Origin of the sequence: Pygmaiobacter massiliensis, from assembly GCF_900199435.1 — a bacterium.
Classification (GTDB): Bacteria; Bacillota; Clostridia; order Oscillospirales; family Ruminococcaceae; genus Pygmaiobacter; species Pygmaiobacter massiliensis.
In genome coordinates this window covers 452650-469607 of record NZ_OAML01000002.1, presented here as the reverse complement: position 1 = coordinate 469607, position 16958 = coordinate 452650, and the positions used below count along the sequence as shown (strand labels likewise).

The following is a 16958-nucleotide window of genomic DNA, read 5'->3' as shown; positions in this document are numbered from 1 at the left end:
AATGCAATCCTTGGTAAATCAAGTTTTTGGTATTTTATCTTCACAAAAGCCTCTGCTCAATAACTGCAGACTTGCACAAAATGCTTGTGTTAAGCAATTGCTATATAAACAAGAGTCAATAATAGATAAAAACAATGCTCAGCGCTTGGAGAAAAAACTTGTGGGTTAAAAAAGAACTGAAAGGCAGGAAACAAAATAAAAAAGATTAATTGCCAGCAAAAAAATTAACCGAACATTTACCAGGCTCTGGTATAGTCATAACTACAAAGAGAATCTATACCGACCGAAAGAGGTGCAATCTTATGAAAAGGATGCTGAAAAAGTTCGCTGCGTTTGCTTTAAGCGCGGGTTTGCTTTGTGCTTACCTTCCTACCATGGCATTTGCAGCGGTGCCTACTTACGAAGTTACTTTTAGTGCTGGCGGCGAAGGTGCGTTACAAAAAGGTGGCCGTTCGGTTACTTATAAAGTGCAGGCAAATGAAACCTGCGTTGCCCCCCAGGTAGACAGCACAAGCGAAATTCACAATGCAACCTATTTTACCAGTGCAGACCTCGCCGAGCGCGGTGCAGCAGCTGGTACAGTTTACCCTGGTGCTTCTGTAAAAGTTGACCGCGATATTACATATGTCATGCAGTACAGCGCAAACGTTAACACCAACCTGTACACCGTACAGTATCTGGACGAGAACGGCCTCGAGATTGCTCCTTCTGTAATGGGTTATGCGGCAGCTGGTACGAGTCTTACTTTTACCGCCCCGACAGTAAGCGGTCATACCTTGGCGGATGCAGCCAGCAAAACCGTAACCGTAACCGCCGGTGGTGCGAATGCAACCTTCAAATACACCACCAACGTCACCACCAACGAGGTGATTAACACGAATACACAATATGTAGAAAACCTCGTTTATGCCGACAACCCGGTACCGGTAGCCCCCGGCGGTGTAGTTGTTCCCGATGAGGAAGTGCCTCTGGGTCCAGAGGCGGACAATAACACCGGCGATAATGCCGCAAACAGCACCCCTTCCAGCGATGCGAATAGCGGAAATGTTAACATCGATGACGAGGCAGTGCCAGAGGGCGCGACCCCTGTAAATAGCATCGGCATTGGTGGTATGGTTGGTATCGGTCTTGGGGCAGTAGCTCTAATCGTGATTTTGGTTCTACTGATTAAGAAAAACAAAGCAAATAAACAAGCGTAAATCTTAAATTATTGCACCTCCCTTTGTAAGCGATAACACGCGATTGAGTTTGATATACAGTGCCCGGATGAGGGCAACGGCATTTCTCGCCGCTGCGCTTAACTCCGGGCTCTGTTTTTCCTGTTAGACATTTTTAAATTAAAAAAGCAGTGGGTATAACGAGAGCGGAACGCTGTAACAAAAGCAAAATCACAAAAAACTTGAATATTTTTGATTGTGCGCATGAGCATTTGTCTTTAAAGTAAGAAACAAAAATTTGATTTAACACAGGTTTTGTAGAATACTGAGGCAATGCTTTTTGTAAAAAAATCAGACCAGAAAAGCATAAAAGAAAAATTATAGCGCCGTTTAGCAAAATAATGATATAATAGAAATAGAATCATACTGAAAAAAGTCTAAGCTTGTAAATGTTTTGGGATTGTGCGGTAAAGGAGTGACAAAAATGGCTCAAGAAAAAGGGATACGTATCATCATGCTAGGCGATTTCATTATCGCGTGCAATGGCGTTCCTCTTAAGCTGGAAAGAACCAATACAACAAAAGCCATGCAAGCATTGCAAATGCTGATTTATTATAAGGACACGGGGTTGCCGCGCAATGTTTTTATGGATGCGCTGTACAGCCGCGACGATAACATTACAGACCCTGCAAATAATTTAAAAGTAACCGTAAGTAACCTGCGCAGACTTTTGCAGCGGGCTGGTTTACCGGATGTTGCAATTCGCTTTCAAGGCGGCAGCTACTATTGGCAGTGCGAGCAGCCGACAGAAATAGATGTCGAGGCGTTTCAAGCCCAGGTAAAGCGTTGCCGCGGTTTGCAAGGGGATGCTTTAGCAGCTGAGCTGGAAAAAGCCTGCGCGCTTTATACAGGCGATTTTTTGCCTCATTTACAGGCAGAAGATTGGGTGATAGCAGCGGCCGTGCATTTTCGCGAAATGTACTTCAAATGCGTGCGAACACTTGCGGCTTACTTTCAAGAAAAAGGCGATTATAATCGGCTGCTGGAAATTGCTGCGCAAGCCGCAGCGCTTTATCCCCTGGAAGAGTGGAAGATTCTACACATCGAAAGTCTGATTGCCATGGAGCGCTACCAAGAGGCAAAATCAGTTTACGAAGATGCAGTGGCTACCCTGCAAAAAGAATATGACATTAAACCTTCACCAAGATTGTTGGAGTGTTTGAGACGTATCGACCGCTCGACGGAAAGCAAAAATGTGACGATTAATGAGTTGCAGGGCTTATTAAAAGAGAGCGAAGCTATGGCGGGCGCTTATTACTGTGCACTGCCCAGTTTTATTGATGCTTACCGCGTGGTCAGCCGTATTTTAGAGCGCAACGGGCAATCTGCTTATCTGATGCTTTGCTGGATGGTGGATGGAAAAGGGCACCCGATAACCGATAAAGAAAAGGCTTCAAAAGCAGGGGAGAAAGTCAGTAAGGCGATTTGCAGCACCCTGCGCCGTGGAGATACTTATACTCAGCCAGCACTGGACCGCTTTTTGATTTTATTGATGGGGACTAACCTTGAAAATTGCAGTGTCGTAAGCGGGCGTATTGATGCTAATTACCGGAAAGACCCCGCGCGTGGTATTACACTGCGCTATAAACTGGCACCGGTAAGCGATATGGCAAGTGAGGAAATGTTCCAGGAAAAACCCTGTTGGACCTAAGCGAAACATCTGCAACCCGCCGGTGAGAGCCGGCGGGTTTTTAACGTTTTTTTGCACCAACTAGGGTTTAAACAAGAAAGCTTTTTACGCAATGCGGTTAGAAAACAAGGTAAATATTACGATTGAAAGACAGGAAATTAACCAAACCTTTACCGGATACTGGTATAGTGTAACATAGGAAGCAAAATGGGGGCGATTGTATGAATATTTCGGCGATTAGCCGCGCGGCCCCAAACCTGGTTCGTATTTGTGTAAACAGCAGTAACGGATTGGATTTTGAGGGAGTATTTTATCACCGCTTCGGCCATGAGGGTGTGCCCTTTTCCTCACCGGGAGAGATGATGAATAAAATAGACGCGCTGTACGATGAGATAAACTACCCGCAGCGAACCGTACAGTTGAGAAGTTTTGGCCCAGAGCCCAGAAGTGCGAGAAGGGAGTCGGTTATGGCAAGAAAAAAGGTAAATGATTTGGCAGAACAAACAGGAGAACGTGCCACCTTTGTGGTGCACGTAATGTACCGGCAAAATGCAACTTGGCAAGGTAATGTTCTATGGGCCGAAAAAGGGCAGAGTTGTAATTTTAGAAGTGCGCTGGAATTGTTAAAGCTAATGGACAGTGCTTTAGACCAAACCGAAGAACCGACAGAAGAAGTGACCGAGGACCTGCCCCACGAGAAAGAAATGGAATCTAATTAACCCAAGCAAAGGCGAAGAAATTTTGCCATCCGTGATAGGTGTGTATGACCAGAGATAAAGTGAAGTTAGCTTAGGAGGAACAAGAGAATGGAGACAAACAAGTTTAGACTTTGGCAAAGGGTATTAAGCTTGGTTCTGGCTGCAGGTATTTTGTGCGGTGTTATGCCCGTTTCCGTACTTGCAGAAAGCATCAGTGATCCTGAAAATGTGGTGGTTGAGTATCAGCCGGAGCAAGCCACGAGCGAGCCTACCTCGCCGGAGAGTACCCCGACCGCAGAGCAGCCGCAGCCGACAACGCCTGGTGCGAATTCTGAGGCAGTGCCGCCTGCGTCCAGTTCCGAGGCAACCCCTCCCGCAAGCAGCACCCCGCCGGATAGCAGTGCGTCAAGCAGTGTGCCGGCAGATAGCGTGCCAACAGACAGCAACTCGGCAAGCAGTGCCCCCGAAGAGCCTGCCACAGTAGAGCAGATCACCCAGCAACTGACAGCCGACGGGGCAACCATTACGGTGAGCTATTTGCAGGATGCCTTTGCTGAAAAGGTTTCCGCAGTGGCAACCCGCATCACAGAGCAGAGTGATAAGTCCTCTTACGACGCAACGCTTGCAGCGTTGGAAAACGATAAAGCAGTGGAGTTCGAGGATTTTGCGGCTTTCGACATTACGTTTTTTAATGAAAAAGGCGAGGTGGTTGAGCCACGGGAAGGCAAAACCGTTTCGGTCAGCGTAGTGCTGAATAAGGACGTTGTCCCTGCCGATGCAGAAAATCTTAACGTAGTACATATTGATGATGCGCTGAAAACTGAAGTAATGACTGCTGCTACGGCCGTTAAAACGGAAGAAGCAGGGGCTTCTGCAGTTGCGTCTTTTGAAACCCCGAGCTTTTCTACTTTTGTTATTACCTGGGGCAGCAATAACGCACAGGTTATCGTGCACTATATTGATGAGCAAGGGAATTCGCTTACCGGTGCACAGACTACAAACGTAAAAATCGACTGGAATCAGGAGATTTCTTTCAACCAGTATGCTGCAGATCGTCCACTTACTGTATTGGGATATACTTACAAAGAGGCACGGCTCGACGGCAAAGATGGAAAAATTGTTTCCAGTGTAAAAAGAAGTTTTTACAACGAATTAATACTGAAAAATGGCAGGAACGAAGTAGAAACTCTGGACGATTCGTCTGACAGAGCTCACGTCTATCTGGTGTTTGAAGAAGCCGAGGAGCTGACCCCTGTCCAAACCATTGACAGCAAAGCCGCTGGCATCACGATGAAGATGTTTAACTACAGCAGTCCGGCAAGCATCGGTGGCGGGTCCTATGGCAGCAATGGCGGTTCTATCACCCAAGGTCTTTTAAGTTCCACAATTGCACCGGGGCAGGAGTTTCCCACCCTGACGAAAAAGAGTGGAAGTTTGTCTCAATGGTTCACCGGCGGAACGGAGGCGAATAACCTTTTCATTAAAAGTGTATACGACAACGCTGAAAACCCGGGCTATTTCTCTTTTAATAGTTCCGAATATGGCGCATTTTTCAATCAGGCAAGCGGCAACTTCAGTGTTTATGAACAGCTGACAACGCCCACCAATGAAAACAACTATTTCTACCAGCGCGGCAACTTTTTGCCGTTCAATACCATCGCAGAACTCAATAAATCGACCAATAAAGTAAAATACGATTACATGGGCAATGCGTTGAGCGCTGGCCAGGCCCATTACGACCAGCAGCTTTATTTGCCGGATCAAGCTACAGATTTCTACTTTGGTATGTCGATGAAGGCAAACTTTACCCAGCCGCGTGGTGGCCAGGTGAATGACAGAGATATGATCTTTGAATTTACCGGTGATGACGATATGTGGGTTTATATCGATGACACCCTTGTTCTTGACCTCGGTGGCATCCATGATGCACAGAGCGGTTCTGTCAATTTCGCAACGGGCGAGGTTCGCTACACCGATACCAAAACCAATGAAGCAGTACAGTGGAAGTCTACAACGATTAAAGCAATGTTTAACAAGGCTGGGCGCTCTACTGCTGATTTTAACGGTAACACCTTTAAGCCTTACACCAATCACAGCATTAAAATGTATTACATGGAGCGTGGCGCAGGTGCCTCTAACCTGCAGATGAGCTTCAATATTCCACCGATTATTCCGTCCACAGTAAACATCAACAAACAGGTAACGGGGCTGAATGCTATGCTGGCAAACCAGCAAGAGTATAAAATGAAACTGTTTGTGGACGGCAAAGTAATGGGCAATACTGATTACACCATTACCAGCGGACCCAACACCGGCAGCAGTTATAAAACTGCGGCAGACGGCACCTTTACTTTGAAAAACACCCAAACCGCGACTTTTAACAACATCAAAGAAAACCAGACTTACTATGTCCAGGAAATCGGCACAGACGGTTACGAAGTTTTGTTTAACGGAACAAAAAAGAGTAACGCTACCAGTGGTTCGTATATTGCCGGTGAAACCCCGAGTATCGAGGTAACAAATCATTATCTCCAAGGCAAAAACCTCGACATCACAAAGCAAATGGCAGATGGCGTAGATGCCGGCAACCAGAATTTCACTGTTTTAGTGACCTTAGGGGGCAGCAATTACAGTGGCGCATATCAGTTGTTGGATTCTAACAATGCGAAAATTTCGGATGGCCGTACCAACAACGGACAGATTCAGCTCAAAGCGGGCCAAACAATCCGCATTGAAGGGCTAACTGTTGGCACAAACTACACCGTAAAAGAAATTGCCACTGGCACGGCCTATGCATTAGACAGGTACCTTGTAAACGGCACAGCAATCACCTCAGCTGTCGAAGCAGTCGGTTCAATCACATCTTCCGGCGGCAAGGTTGTTGTCGTAAATAAGGAGGCTCCCGGCACCCTCACCATCAGTAAAACCGTGACCGGCCTGCCTTTATCCGAGATTCGCAGCAATCTGAAAAATCTCAACTTCACCTTGGGACAGGGCTTGCCGAACGTTCTTTTAAGCGAGTTTGACAACTTTAATTCCATGCAGGAAAATGCAAATAACGTTTACACGTTTACAAAGCAGCTCAAAAATATTGTCGCTGGTACCTATACCGTGGAAGAAAGCGGCGAGATTTTGGAGGGCTACTCGCTGGAAACTACACTGGGCGAAAATAACGGCACAGTAACAGTTAAGCCAGGCGAAAACGTGAATGTCAGCTTTACCAACGCTTACAAAAAAAGCGCAACAGCTGCTTTCTCGTTTACGGTAAACAAAGAGTGGCGCAACAATGTAGCACCAGACAACTGGTCTGTTCAGGTGACTTTGGTTGGTGTGGACGCAAGCGGCAACCGGCATACTGCAGGTACAGTTACGCTGAATGCAAGCAAGACTACACACACTTGGGAAAGCTTGAACCCTGCATATTCGTACCACGCAGAGGAAACACCGAGTTCGGGCGAAAACTGGACTGCGCTGCCTTCTGGTAAAGTGCAGGTTGGTATTGAAACTGCCAGCTCGATTCGTATCCCCAACTGCAATATCAAAGAATTCCCCCTGCCGGACAATAGCGCTTTTGTGTTTTCGGCTACCGGCAGTGTAAGTTCGACTTACAAAAATAAGTTCGTCCTCATTGTTCCGCAATCTACAGACGACGCTACCTTAACGGCGATCAAAGCCCAAGTGAAATCTGCGGGTGGCATTTTTAACAAGATGGACGAAAACAACACGATTTCGCTGCGCACTGGAGAGATTCCGGCAAACGGCATCGCAATCGATACCGGAAAAACTGTCAAGTATAACACACAGACCAAAACGCTGACCTTCTCGGACACCAGTATTTGGCAGCAAGTGTTCTATATGACTTACAGCAAAACCGCAAGCCAAACGCTGTATAACCGTGTAATGCCCCAGGCGAACATCAGTTTGCTTGGCAACAAAGTGCTCGAGGGACGTACCTTGGCTGGTGACGAGTTCTATTTCACTATCAAAGCGAACAATGATGCTCCCCTTTATCAGAACGGCAATAAGGTGAACGAGATTACGGTTCAAAATGATGCGAAGGGTAACTTTACCTTTACCGGCCTGCGCTATACCGAAGCAGACATCGGAAAAACTTATACTTACACCATCACTGAAAAAGTGCCGCAGAATAGCGCCAACGGTATTGTTTATGATACCACTGCGCATACAGTGAGCGTTGTGGTAAGCCAAGACAGTACCGACGGCCCCTTGACGTTAACCGTCAAAAATGGCGAAACTGTTTTGAATGCTGCAAATGGTGTGTATGCACTGAATGCGGCAGATGCTGCAACTTTTACGAACATTTACAAAGCAGCTGGCAGCTTTAAGGTCACCGGCACCAAAAAACTCAATCGCCCCATCAGTGGCGGCGAGTTCCAGGTAGTGATGACCGAAGCAACTGAGGCATTTGCCCCCATTACAGGCGGCAAAACCATTTCTGCAAATGTTGGTGCAGACGGCAAGTTTACGCTGGAGAATATCTCTTTTGATGAAACCAACGTAGGCACCCACTATTTTGTGGTCTCTGAGGTGAACCTCGGTGACAGCTCGATTACTTACGATGCCAAAACTTATAATCTCACCGTCGTGGTTGCAGATAACAAAGATGGCACCCTTTCTTTTAAAGTAAACGGAAATCCGGTAGGCCAGCAAGGCTATACACTGGCAACAGGCGATGCATTTAATAACAGCTATGCAGGCACTGTGCAAAGCCAGCCTATCACTGGCACCAAAACGCTGGCAGGCCGCGAGCTTGCTGCGAACCAGTTTACCTTTATGTTGACTAAGACTGCATGGTATAACACTGCGGATGCAGACAAAACAAATAAACTGGACAGTGCAGTTGCAATGGGTACCGCAAAGAACACCAAAGACGGTGCGATCTCTTTTGATGCAATCACTTATAATCAGGATGACATCGGGCGCACCTATGTGTACACCGTTACCGAAGACAAAGCTGGCACAACCAGCAACGGCTACACTTACAGCGACGCGGCTTATACCGTGTTGCACAGCATTCGGTACGACCTTACCACCAAGGCAATGGTGGTAGACCAGACGATTTTGGATAAAGCAGAGAACCCGGTAGATGCAATTGTGTTTGCCAACAGCTATGCCGCAGCTGGCAGTGCTACCATTCAGGCACAAAAGACGCTTTCCGGCAGAACGCTGAAAGACGGCCAGTTTACCTTTGCGCTGTATGATGCATCCAAAACCAACGTTCTGGGTCAGGTGAGCAATAATTCCGGCAATATCACTTTTACCGGCCTTGCAGCACTCAAATACACCGAGGCCGGCGAACACACTTATTACATTCACGAGCAGGTGGGTGCTCAAAATGCTGGCTACACCTATGATGATGGCTGGTATAAAGTAGTTGTCAAAGTAACGGATAAAGGCAATGGTGTGCTGAGTACGGCCAATACCTACTACGATGCAGCAGGCAAACTGACAGCAGACAATGGCACCACGGCACCGACTCTCGCAAACAAATACGCGGCAACCGGCAGCATTGCGTTGACCGGCACCAAAGCACTGGAATATCGCAACGGCATGGCAAACGGCGAGTTTAAAGTGCAGCTGCAAGAGATGGATGCCACCTTTGCCAATAAGATTGGTGAAGCCCAGCTCGTAGATGTAGCAGCAAACGGCAGCTTCAGCATTCCGCTGAGCTATACCGAGCAAAATCTGGGCACGCATTATTATGTAGTTACAGAAAAAACGGGCACAGACAGCACGATTATCTATGACACCGCAGCTTACAAAATTGCAGTTACAGTAACAGACAGCAACAACGGCAAACTCGCTTTTGCAGTAGAGAAAATTGCAGATGTGCAGGCGCCGCTGACCGCTAAGGGTGGCGACTATGCGCTGACCCCCGCTGGCACTGCTACCTTTACCAACACCTACAAAGCAACCGGCAGCTTTAAAGTCACCGGCACCAAGAGCTTTAACCGGCCTATTAAGGCAGGCGAGTTTACGGTGCAGATGCAGCAGCTTGACGCAGCCGGTGTACCGATGGTAGATGTTGCACCTGTAACTGCGGTGATTGACACTGACGGAACCTTCACCTTGAACAGCGGTAGCTTTACCGCGGCAGACATCGGCAAAAGTTACACTTATCTGGTGACAGAGCAGCAGGGCGCTGACAGCAATATCATTTATGCTCCAAACTCTTATCACCTCACGGTTGCTGTGAAAGATGCGGGCAACGGTGCATTGAGCTTTACCATTAATAATCAGGAAGGGCTGAATGCACAAATTGCTTACGCCTTAACTGCAGGAAATGTACCCAGCTTTGTCAATAGCTATGTCGCAAACGGTGCGCTCTCCATTAAAGGCACCAAATCGATTAACTCCCGCGACCTTCGTGATGGCGAGTTTAGCTTTAAACTTTCTGCACAGAACGGCGCACCGCTGTATAATGGCAGCAGTAAAGTCGCAGAAAAACTGGTTTCTAACCAGGGCGGCGAGTTTGTGTTTGACGGGCTGCGCTACACGCAGGATGATATGGGCAAAACCTATACCTATCTGCTCACAGAGGCTGCTACCAACGCAGCTGGCGTAACCACAGACAGCACCCAATACATGGTTAACGTAACCGTGGCAGACAGCGCAAGCAGCAACGGAACCTTGGCGTTTAGCGTACAAACCGGCAGCGGCGCTGCGGCTTCGGTAAGCAATAACGGTGCCTACACTGTTGCACCGGCAACTGGTCACACCGCAACTTTTGACAACAAATATGCGGCAAACATTTCGATGCAGCTTACCGGCACCAAGGCCATCAATGACCGTACGCTGCGCGATGGCGAGTTTAGCTTCCAGATAGAAGCACTCGACAACGCTCCGCTGAATGGTGCAACTGCCGGCAAACTGGTTGTAAACAACAGCGGCAGCAACTTTACCTTCACCGGTCTTAATTTCACGCAGGCAGACATCGGCCACACTTACATCTATCGCATTACCGAGAAAGATAATAATGTAGCAGGTGTAGCGATTGACCCGACGAGCTATGACGTGACTGTGGCCGTGGGCTACGACGCTGCAAATGACCGCCTTGCACTCACCGTGAACGGCGCAACCCAAGCAGGCAGCGAAAACATCTACGCGCTCACTCCGAAAGCAGACAAAACTGCGGCATTTGAAAACGTTTATGCAGCAGAAGTAGGGCAGAGCATCACTGGTGTTAAAACGCTTGCAAATGCAGCGATGACGGCAAACCAGTTCCAGTTTATTCTGGCTGGTGCAGATGCACAAAGCCAGACGAAAGCCGCAACATTGAAAAGCCTGACGGTTGGCAACCCGGCAGCAGCAAAAGAGCAGCCGGCAGCCTTCGATTTCGGTGTAATCAACTACACGCAGGCAGACCTAGGCAAAACATTCACTTATAACGTGTCTGAGGTGATTCCCTCGGGGGCAGAAACAACTGCGCTGAACGGCATTACCTACGACAAAACCGTTTTCACCGTAACACACACAGTGCGTTACAATGCCCAGAACAATTCTCTCGCGGTAGACACAGCGATAACCGGCAACGAAAACAGCCCGGCAAGCGCTATCGTCTTTGCTAACGTGTACGAAGCGGCCGGCACCAAAGTGCTGAAAGCTCACAAATCCTTGTCTGGTCGTCCTTTGGCGGCAGAACAGTTTGAGTTTACCCTTTCTGACGAAAGCGGAGCAAAATTGCAGACTGTGAAGAATGATGCTTCCGGCAACGTAGTCTTTGAGGCGCTGAATTACACTACAGCAGATATAGGCAAAACCTTTACCTACACCATTCAAGAGACTGCGAAAAACGCAGCCGGTTACACCTACGATGCGCATGCCTACAAAGTAGAGGTTAAAGTAGAGGATGTCGGCAACGGCGGCCTGAATATTACTGCGGCCTACTACGATGCAAACAATCAGCTCATCGAAAACGGAGAAGCGGCACCGATTGCAAACACCTATGCCGCAACCGGCACAGTAACCGTCAACGGCAGCAAGTTGCTGGAAAACGTTGCAAACCGCAAGATGGAAGCAAACGAGTTCAGCTTTAAACTGCAGCCGCTGAATGGTGCACCGCTGAAAGATAAAAACGGCAACGCACTGACCGAGATTGTGGCGCAGAACGGTGCTGATGGCAAATTTGCTTTTGCACCGATTTGCTTCACCGAAAGCGATATCGGAGATGCAGACGGACGTACCGCCTCTTACGAGTACAAAGTGACCGAGGTGCGTGGTGCTGACGGTACACTGACTTACGACAATACGGAATTCACCGTAGTGGTGACTATTTCGGATGAGGCTGGAAACGGCAAATTGCAGACGAACTGGAGCGTGAAAAACGCTGCGGATGCAGATGCGAAGATTGTGTTCACCAACCGCTATGAAACCGTTGACATCGGCGTCACCAAAGAGTGGGTCGACAACAACAATGCCGACCGGCTCCGTCCCCAGAGCATTACCTACAACCTTGTGGCCAACGGCGACACCCAAAACCCGGTCGCAACAGCGAAGGTTACAGCAACCAGCCATTGGCAGGCACTCTTTAAAGGCTATCCGAAGTATGATACTGCACATACCCCCATCACCTACACCGTGGTGGAAGATGCGGTTGAATATTACGAGACCGAGGTTCACGCCGTGGCAAGCACAACAGAGGGGACGCTGACCCAGCTGCCTATCACCGTGCGCAATACCATCCAACTTGGCAATCTCACACTTGAAAAGCGTCTGCCCGTTGCAGAGTATAACCCGGCACTGGGCGAGGCCATCTTTACCTTTGACGTAGCAAGCACCAGCCAGGAAAATCTTGCCTACAAGGGCATTATGCTCCAGATTGATGAAAACAGCAGCGTGGAAGGCGACACCTATGTTGCACGCATTACACTGCGCGGTGTGCCGGTAGGCGAATACACCGTAACCGAACGCAAAGATTTGCGCTATGAAAGCATCAATGGCGACGCTGTTACCGTGCTTGTGCAGAGCGCTGCACAGGAAAGCGGAGCAACCGTGCTTGCAAGCTTTACAAACCGGCTTACCAATGAGGAGTACTTCTCCTACGCTTCGGCAGTGGTCAACGTCTACGACCCGACCACAGGAGAATATGTACCCACCAAAGTCAGCGAGCTGGGCGGCACCGACGGTGTTATCGTAATCCACGGCGGCACCGAAGAAATCATCACAGATCAAGTGGTCACCGACCCGTTTGCAAGCCGCGACGTTGTACTTGTAAACGATAACCGTACCGGCAAGGTGGCAGGTGACGACGACGATGACGACGGCGGAGAACCCCCGGCAGGTACAGGGCCGAACGGTTCCCCCGCGGGCATAGCAGAATAAAGAAGGAGGCAGTCAATTATGAAAAAGAATCTCAAAGTAACCTTTGTTGGCGCTCTCCTTGTTGCACTGTTGAGTGTCAGCCTCGTGGGCACCACATTTTCTTACTTCACAGATGCGGCCGCACAGGGGGGCAACTACCCTGTGGGCGGCATCACCACTACCATCACTGAAGAAAAAGACGGCTATGCCGTGAAAAAGCCTTCGGTACAGAACACCGGCAAAAGTGCCTGCTATGTGCGTATGCGTTACAGCGTATTGCAGGATGGCCTGGTTACTGTAAACGCACCGGCAAATGGTTGGACTTACGACGGCCAGGAATGGTATTATTATAATACCCCCGTCGCACCGGGCGAGAGCACCAAGCCTTTGTTTGACACCGTGGCGCTTGGTGATGGTTACACTGCGGCAGATCTTGCACACCTGCAAATCAGTCTTTATCAAGAGGCTGTCCAGTCAGAGCTTACCTATCAGGGCAAAGTCTACACAGACCCCGCTGAGATATGGGATTTGTATGAAGCAGGCTTTTTGAGTGCAAGCAGCAGTAACAGCAACAGTTAACTGCCTCATGATGACCAATAAAAACCTTGGATTGAGGCAGAAAAAAGGAGCAAAACTTTGGGCCGTAAAATTCTAAACATCGTAACATGGATGGCAGTGGCAACCTTACTGCTGTTTGCAGGGGCACTGCTGCTGCCGCGTGTTGCGGGGCTTGAAACCTATGCAGTGCTTACTGGCAGTATGCAACCCGCCATTGGCGCCGGCAGCTTGGTCTACACCGAAAAGGTGCAGGGCCAGCAGCTGGCCGTCGGCGATATCATCACTTTTCAAATGGAAAGCGGCGCGGTGGTAACTCACCGCATCGCTGCCATTGATGATGGCGGCAACTTTACTACCAAGGGCGATGCAAATAATGTGACGGACATGGCGCCGGTAACCCCGTCTCAAGTAATCGGCAGAGTGGAATTTCATCTGCCTGCACTGGGAACTGTGTGTGAAGCGCTGAAAACCCGCCCGGGTATTTTAGCTGCAGTTGGCGTGCTGATTGTTTTGATCCTCTCCATCTTCTTGCCGGAAATCGCTGCTTGCGATAAAAAATCCGGCAAAAAGCACGAGTAAGCTTTGAACCAATTTCTTGATTTTATAGAAAGAAGGAGACCGCAAAGTGAAAAAGAAACTGTTGTTGACCGGTATGATACTCTCGATTCTCGCGGTTGCTCTTGTGGGTGGAACCCTGGCGGCAAAAACCGCTGCGACCAACCGTAATATTTACGCAAACCTGCAAACCCCCACGCTGCAAGTAGAGCTTACCTCGCAGGCGAAAGCAGATGATACCCAAGTAAAGCCAGGCGATGTGATTGCCAGCAACTATGCAGTGAAAAACCCGGCGACCAATACCAATATCACTGAGTATGTTCGGGTTACTGTCACCAAGTATTGGAAAGATATGAATGGCGAAAAAGTCTTTGATAAAGACGTCGGTAAAATCGCCATGAACTTTGCTAATCAGGAAGATTGGCTGGTTCTTCGCCAGACCTCAGAACAGACAGTGCTGGTGTACAAACATCCTCTCGCCGCGGGAGAAAGCACCGATGTCTTTTTGAAAAGCCTGACACTGGATACCAAGCTGAGCGGATACGAAAAATGCCGTGTGGGTCTTGACGTTACCGCAGAGGCCGTGCAGTACCAGAAAGACAATAACGAGCTGAATGCGAAAGCAATTCTCGGCGCTTGGGGTACTGAAGCAACGCTGGATGCAAACGGCAGCATTACTGCTGTGGCACAGTAAGAGAAAGGAAGGCACAAAATGTTAAACAAGCGAATTTCTTCTCTGGCTGTTACGCTGCTGCTGACCGTGTGCTTTGCCATCAGCGCTTTTGCTGCTGATGCGACTTCTAACGTTTCGTACACCGGTAAAGAGCTGCAGGTGAAAAACGGGGATATCAGCTTTTCTGATTTGCTCCCCGGCACCAGCCGCAGTCAGGATATCGTGTTGACCAATGATTCGGATAAGCCTGCTGATTTCTACATGGATATGCGGGTACTGAAAGCACTGGAAGACAACGCTGCTTCCGGTACGGTTTATACCATTGGGCTTAAAGTGGCCACCGACGCCGGCACCTCTTACATTTATGGCAAAGATGCCGCAGGCAACAAGGTTGGCGGCACCGGCAGCAAGGGCATGTATGAGCTGAACAGCGACCTTGATACGCTCACCGCTTCTTCGGCAGGCAACTGGATGAACGTTGCACGCTTAGAGCCGGGCAAAAAAGCGACAGTCAATTTTTCCATCGCCATTGATGGCACCGCAACCAGCAACGACTACCAGAGCCAGCTGGGCCAGATTCAGTTTGCGTTTCGGGTTGCGGATGTAGAAAATGTAGTAGTAACCGTAGAAAAAACAGAAACAAAGATTGAAACGGTGATTCGCACCGTCGTGAGAAATGTACAGACCGGTGACAATGCGCCGATTCTGCTGCTTTCTGCGGTGATGCTGGCAGGTGTGATTCTGCTCGTGGTTTTGCTGCTGCGACGGAAAAAACAGAATGCTCAAAACCAGTAAGGTCTTATTTTAATCAGCATAAAGCCGACTGTTATAATAGCAGCCGGCTTTGCTGTTATAACGGACGAAGAAACAAAAGATGGGGGATTTGCTGGTGACCGAACGAAAGAAACGAAAAAATAAAAACTTGCTTATTTGGGTGCTTGCTGTTCTGCTGATTGCGGTGCCGGCAGTGCTTTTGGGACGTATTTTTTTGCAGTACCAGCAAGCACGCCAAGAATACGCGGGTTTGGCCGCTGCTTATACCAAACAGGAGCTGCAAGCGGGGCAAACGCCCCTGCGTTCGGTAGACTGGGAACAGCTGCGCGCAGAAAATAAAGATGTTGTTGGCTGGATAGAGATGCCAGCCCTTCCGGTGCTGAATTATCCGGTTGTTCGGGGAGCGGATGACAGCTTTTATTTAAATCACTCATATACAGGCGCTTACCGGCCAGCGGGCGCTATTTTTATGGAAGCACAAAACAGCGAAACATTTGGAGATTTACACACTATTGTTTACGGTCACAATGTCAAAGATGGCTCGATGTTTGGTGGGCTGACAAAATTTAAAGACAAAACGTTTTACGAGGAAAACGGCGGCAGTTTTATGCTCTACACCCCAAATGGCAGCTGGAAGTACGAGATTTTCTCGATAGAGGCTGTCGAAGTGGAAGATCCGGCTGTTTACAGCATCGGATTTCGCAAAGGGCCGGAGTATGAAAAGTTTCTTACGGAAATGAAAGAGCGGTCTTTATATGATACAGGTGTATCTGTAGATGAGGACGATTATGTGATTACACTATCCACCTGTGTTTCTGGCACTTCGCAAACCAGAGAGCGTTTTGTGGTGCATGCGAAATGCACCGACAAGCTGGCATAAACGCATTTAAAACAGGGCGATATAGGTTGTGATAGGGTATTTACTATTCTGGTTGCCCGAGCTGTTTTGTGATACCCCGGATATATGCGGCAGGAACTGCAAAGCCGCACGCCGCTGTGCAGGCGCACAGTAAGCAAGCAGAGTCGCTAGAAAAAGAAAAGAGGGAACAGCAAGTGAACAGAATGAACGTTATTTGCCTGGGCGTGCGGGATATGGCGCGCGCTGTGCGATTTTACCGTGACGGCTTGGACTTTTTGACCGAAGAAACAGCAGACGCACCAGAAGTAATCTTTTTCAGCACACCGGGTACAAAACTGGAACTATATCCGCGCGATCTGCTCGCACTCGATATTAGCCAAGAGGCTCCGCCGCCGTTGGCAGAGGGGTTCGCTGGCATTACACTTGCCTACAATGCCCAAACCAAAGAAGAAGTGCGGCAGGTAATAGAACTTGCCCGTAAAGCCGGTGCGCGGATTGTCAAAGAACCTCAGGATGCGTTTTGGGGTGGCTATCACGGCTATTTTGCTGACCTCGACGGCTATTATTGGGAGGTAGTGTGGGGACCGAATTTTGAATTCGATGCACAGGGCATGCTGATTATGTAATCCGGCAGTATTAAGAAAATAAAAAAGAACGCAGCCAGCTGGCTGCG

The 16958-nt window shown here is 48.7% G+C and carries 10 protein-coding genes; all 10 read left to right on the top strand.

Going from position 1 to position 16958, the window contains the following annotated elements; translation table 11 throughout:
• Nucleotides 1-302 precede the first annotated feature (302 nt).
• Entirely contained in the window at nt 303-1199 is an 897-nt protein-coding gene (locus C1A11_RS02235; RefSeq protein ID WP_102048791.1) for a MucBP domain-containing protein, read from the top strand.
• Between the two features lie 442 nt (nt 1200-1641).
• Nucleotides 1642-2868 carry an AfsR/SARP family transcriptional regulator gene (locus tag C1A11_RS02230; RefSeq protein ID WP_102048790.1) on the top strand — a complete coding sequence of 409 codons (1227 nt, stop codon included), beginning with the start codon at nt 1642-1644 and terminating at the stop codon, nt 2866-2868.
• A 200-nt stretch (nt 2869-3068) separates the two neighbouring features.
• The gene (locus C1A11_RS13915) at nt 3069-3566 is read left to right on the top strand and encodes a hypothetical protein (protein WP_242965787.1); all 498 of its coding nucleotides are present in this window, start codon (nt 3069-3071) and stop codon (nt 3564-3566) included.
• Between the two features lie 87 nt (nt 3567-3653).
• Nucleotides 3654-12887: a Spy0128 family protein gene (locus tag C1A11_RS02220; RefSeq protein ID WP_102048789.1), complete on the top strand. Its 9234-nt coding sequence runs from the start codon at nt 3654-3656 to the stop codon at nt 12885-12887.
• 18 nt (nt 12888-12905) lie between these two features.
• Nucleotides 12906-13445, top strand: coding sequence for a hypothetical protein (locus C1A11_RS02215; RefSeq protein ID WP_102048788.1), 540 nt, complete (start codon nt 12906-12908; stop codon nt 13443-13445).
• Nucleotides 13446-13502: 57 nt separating this feature from the next.
• The gene (locus C1A11_RS02210) at nt 13503-14003 is read left to right on the top strand and encodes a signal peptidase I (RefSeq protein WP_102048787.1); all 501 of its coding nucleotides are present in this window, start codon (nt 13503-13505) and stop codon (nt 14001-14003) included.
• Nucleotides 14004-14049: 46 nt separating this feature from the next.
• Complete coding sequence (locus tag C1A11_RS02205) at nt 14050-14673, top strand: hypothetical protein (protein ID WP_102048786.1); 624 nt, start codon at nt 14050-14052, stop codon at nt 14671-14673.
• An 18-nt stretch (nt 14674-14691) separates the two neighbouring features.
• Nucleotides 14692-15447 (top strand): LPXTG cell wall anchor domain-containing protein, encoded by a 756-nt coding sequence (locus C1A11_RS02200; protein ID WP_102048785.1) that lies wholly within the window; start codon nt 14692-14694, stop codon nt 15445-15447.
• Nucleotides 15448-15526: 79 nt separating this feature from the next.
• Nucleotides 15527-16306 (top strand): class B sortase, encoded by a 780-nt coding sequence (gene srtB / locus C1A11_RS02195; protein ID WP_102048784.1) that lies wholly within the window; start codon nt 15527-15529, stop codon nt 16304-16306.
• 182 nt (nt 16307-16488) lie between these two features.
• Nucleotides 16489-16911 (top strand): VOC family protein, encoded by a 423-nt coding sequence (locus tag C1A11_RS02190; RefSeq protein WP_446677000.1) that lies wholly within the window; start codon nt 16489-16491, stop codon nt 16909-16911.
• The last annotated feature ends 47 nt before the right edge of the window (nt 16912-16958 follow it).

Excerpts from the sequence above, each read along its gene's own strand:
- C1A11_RS02235 (WP_102048791.1), top strand. The coding sequence starts at position 303 with ATGAAAAGGATGCTGAAAAAGTTCGCTGCGTTTGCTTTAAGCGCGGGT.
- C1A11_RS02190 (WP_446677000.1), top strand. The coding sequence starts at position 16,489 with ATGAACGTTATTTGCCTGGGCGTGCGGGATATGGCGCGCGCTGTGCGA.
- C1A11_RS02215 (WP_102048788.1), top strand. The coding sequence starts at position 12,906 with ATGAAAAAGAATCTCAAAGTAACCTTTGTTGGCGCTCTCCTTGTTGCA.
- C1A11_RS13915 (WP_242965787.1), top strand. The coding sequence starts at position 3,069 with ATGAATATTTCGGCGATTAGCCGCGCGGCCCCAAACCTGGTTCGTATT.
- C1A11_RS02200 (WP_102048785.1), top strand. The coding sequence starts at position 14,692 with ATGTTAAACAAGCGAATTTCTTCTCTGGCTGTTACGCTGCTGCTGACC.
- C1A11_RS02230 (WP_102048790.1), top strand. The coding sequence starts at position 1,642 with ATGGCTCAAGAAAAAGGGATACGTATCATCATGCTAGGCGATTTCATT.
- srtB (WP_102048784.1), top strand. The coding sequence starts at position 15,527 with ATGGGGGATTTGCTGGTGACCGAACGAAAGAAACGAAAAAATAAAAAC.
- C1A11_RS02220 (WP_102048789.1), top strand. The coding sequence starts at position 3,654 with ATGGAGACAAACAAGTTTAGACTTTGGCAAAGGGTATTAAGCTTGGTT.